This is a genomic window from Candidatus Jordarchaeum sp., assembly GCF_052745115.1.
The window spans coordinates 1-2756 of sequence record NZ_JBRAKS010000447.1; the positions used below are offsets into that span (position 1 = coordinate 1).

Genomic DNA, 2756 nt, shown 5'->3' on the forward strand with positions numbered 1-2756 from the left:
GTGATGTGGTTGATCTGGGTGGAGGTGTGGCTCTGGAGGTTATGGCGGTTCCTGGGCATGCTCCGGGGCACATAGCACTGTATGATAAGGCGAATAAGAACATCTTTCTGGGAGACAGTATTGGAAACAAGGTTGATGTTACCACGTTTATACCTTCCCATAATCCGCCGTGGTTTAATAAGGAGCAGTATTACAAAACTCTGGATAAACTAAAAAAGGTGAGCTTCAACTCGGCATGTTTGGGTCACTATGGCTGCTGGGATGGACCGGATGCAAAGAATTTACTGGATGATGCAAAAAAGGTTTTTGAAGGCTTTTGGGGCTTCTTTGAAGCGAATAAAAACAAATTGGATGACATCGAATACTTAACGAATTCGCTGGTTCAAAAGTTTATCCCTAAATCTAAAGCGATAGAAAGAGTGGGACCTGCTTTTGCCCAAGTGGTAATAACCTGGCTGCGCGACGGGTTCAAACACTACAGTCACATAGACTAGTAGAACCCCGCTTCATTAATCCTCCCTCACTCTTTTTTTTAAGTTGGTTCTTTTTTGGGTTTTTCCGTGTTGTTTTTAACTTTCTGTTTTTTTAATTTCTCTTGGTTTTTGGGAAAGAAAAATATGAATGTTTGAAAACGCTTTTCCTAGACCACAAAATGGAATCCACAACTAACCAAAAAAATATTTAAACAGGTTTCAGTTGAAATAAATTAACCTGAAAAATCTCATTTTTTATATTTGCTAGGTTAACAAATATAACCTATTAAAAATAACATACCTGTAACTTGTCACCCCCTTTCTTTGCCTTATCACACCTTGACGTAGCTTATCTAACCTCACTATTTTCAACTCGAATCTTGCCTCACAAGACATAAACACTTGAGCGTTAGCAACACATTTAATTTAGAGAAATCTGGCATAATATGATATAATATGTTTGGTGAGGTCAATGAAGCAAAGAGTTTATATTGATACTTCTGTTATCGGTGGATGTCTGGATGAGGAGTTTAAAGAGGCGTCAAGGAAACTTGTTGAGAAATTTAAACGAGGGGATATGATAGCAGTAATATCTGAGTTAACAGTTCTGGAATTGAAGGATGCGCCTGAAGAAGTTCAGAAAGTATTTAGTGAGATACCTGAGGAGAACACGAAATATGTGGAACTAACGGAGGAGGCGGTTAATCTTGCTCAGAACTATATCTCTGAAAAAGTTGTGGGGAGGAGCAAACTAGTTGACGCTGAGCATATAGCGATCGCCACTATAAACCGCGTAGATGCAGTAGTAAGCTGGAACTTCAAGCATATTGTTAACTTGGTGAAAATCCGAGGCTTTAATGCAGTAAACTTAAAAATGGGATATCCCTTATTAGAAATAAGGAGTCCATGGGAGGTTATAATTTATGAAGAAGGAGAAGAAGTTTGACACCGTCAAAATGATGCGAGGGATTAGGGATAAATTGAGTAAAGAGTTCATGAACATGAGTTACGAGGAACAGAAAAAATACATAAGAGAACGAATCAAGCAACATGAAACTTTCTCAAAAAACTAAGGTTCGTAAACCTCTAATTGCAAAAACAGATTCCTCAACGGGGATTGGAGTCCTTTTTGGACCAGCTAATCTAGAAACACTCTTTATATTGTTGACAGTTTGGTAGTCTTCAGGCTGCTTAAGAGAGGTGGCTTTGACCATGAGAAAACCTCAGCAAGTCAGCATCTAGGCATAGTAGCCCACGTACTAGTAATAATAGCGTCCCTGCTGGCAGTGCAGGTGTCAACAGTATGTGGTGGCAGATTCGAAATGAGACAACCTTCAGTACTGTACTTCAGATTATGGCTTGAAGTGCATGACGGGCTACTGCTGATCGGTGTACATAATCCAAGATGACGGATAAGAAGTATCTGCCCGATATACAACGTGAACGTATGACTGCAACCAGCTACCCGATAAGAGGACAGTAGGCTGGTGGCAATGTACAAATTCAGAGCTAGAGTTGGCAACGGTTCACATCTACACAGTCTAACCAACAACCATTTACGAAAAATGAGTTAGACCATACACACAGGGGCTCCCGACAAGCTGACGTTACCTATCTCGATTCAATTTTTCGAACAGCAATGGAAACCGCCCCCGCGGCCAAGGAATTATATCCAGCTTAAGAGGGATGGAAGTAGCAAAACCGTAAGCGGAGCAGAAGAAAACCTGTCCAGTGGGCGTAAGAGCCAAGGAAAAGGAAAAAAAGCCGCGAAGCACGAGATTCGTAGCGAAGGTTCAGAGGCAGCGCCGCAAACCTGCAGACCTCCATTAGCCAAAAACAAACAAAAAGGGAAAATACACTTTCAAATACTGTTTTTTGGTTCTCTCTGTATTGTTTTTAATTTTCTGTTTTTCTAATTTCTCTTGGTTTTGGTGCTCTGTTGCACAATTTTACTTTTTTCAAAATATTTAATTGTATTTTAAAAATTTTTCAAATTAACATTGTAAAATTGTAAAAAAATCAGTAAAACGCATAAAAAATTAAAAATAAGAATTATGCAATATAGCACAGCAGGTTTTGGGAAAGAAATATATGAATGTTTGAAAACGCTTTTCCTAGACCACAAAATGGAATCCACAACTAGACCGAAAAAATATTTAAACAGGTTTCAGTTGAAATAAAGTTTTTTAAAATTGATAATAGAGGTGGTTTTCAATGGTTCATGTGCATGAGGGGACCCCGTCTTAGGTATGTAGTTTTTCTGGTTGTTGTTTGTCTTATGTA

Annotated in this window: 4 protein-coding genes; 3 read left to right on the top strand and 1 reads right to left on the bottom strand. The window is 38.9% G+C overall.

The annotated features are described in order from the left end of the window. The 3 genes from ACUVXA_RS19320 to ACUVXA_RS19330 all read left to right on the top strand — a co-directional run. Window positions 1-494 (top strand): MBL fold metallo-hydrolase (locus ACUVXA_RS19320; protein ID WP_445872925.1); only part of this gene is annotated, 494 nt, incomplete at its 5' end. Between the two features lie 451 nt (window positions 495-945). After that, window positions 946-1419, top strand: a complete 474-nt coding sequence (locus tag ACUVXA_RS19325; RefSeq protein WP_445872926.1) for a PIN domain protein — start codon at window positions 946-948, stop codon at window positions 1417-1419. Then, window positions 1397-1546 carry a hypothetical protein gene (locus ACUVXA_RS19330; protein WP_445872927.1) on the top strand — a complete coding sequence of 50 codons (150 nt, stop codon included), beginning with the start codon at window positions 1397-1399 and terminating at the stop codon, window positions 1544-1546. Before ACUVXA_RS19325 ends, ACUVXA_RS19330 begins: the two co-directional genes overlap by 23 nt. A gap of 158 nt (window positions 1547-1704) precedes the next feature. On the opposite strand, the gene ACUVXA_RS19335 is transcribed toward ACUVXA_RS19330, so the two are convergent. Beyond that, complete coding sequence (locus tag ACUVXA_RS19335) at window positions 1705-1995, bottom strand: hypothetical protein (protein WP_445872928.1); 291 nt, start codon at window positions 1993-1995, stop codon at window positions 1705-1707. Window positions 1996-2756 lie beyond the last annotated feature (761 nt).

Excerpts from the sequence above, each read along its gene's own strand:
- ACUVXA_RS19325 (WP_445872926.1), top strand. The coding sequence starts at position 946 with ATGAAGCAAAGAGTTTATATTGATACTTCTGTTATCGGTGGATGTCTG.
- ACUVXA_RS19330 (WP_445872927.1), top strand. The coding sequence starts at position 1,397 with ATGAAGAAGGAGAAGAAGTTTGACACCGTCAAAATGATGCGAGGGATT.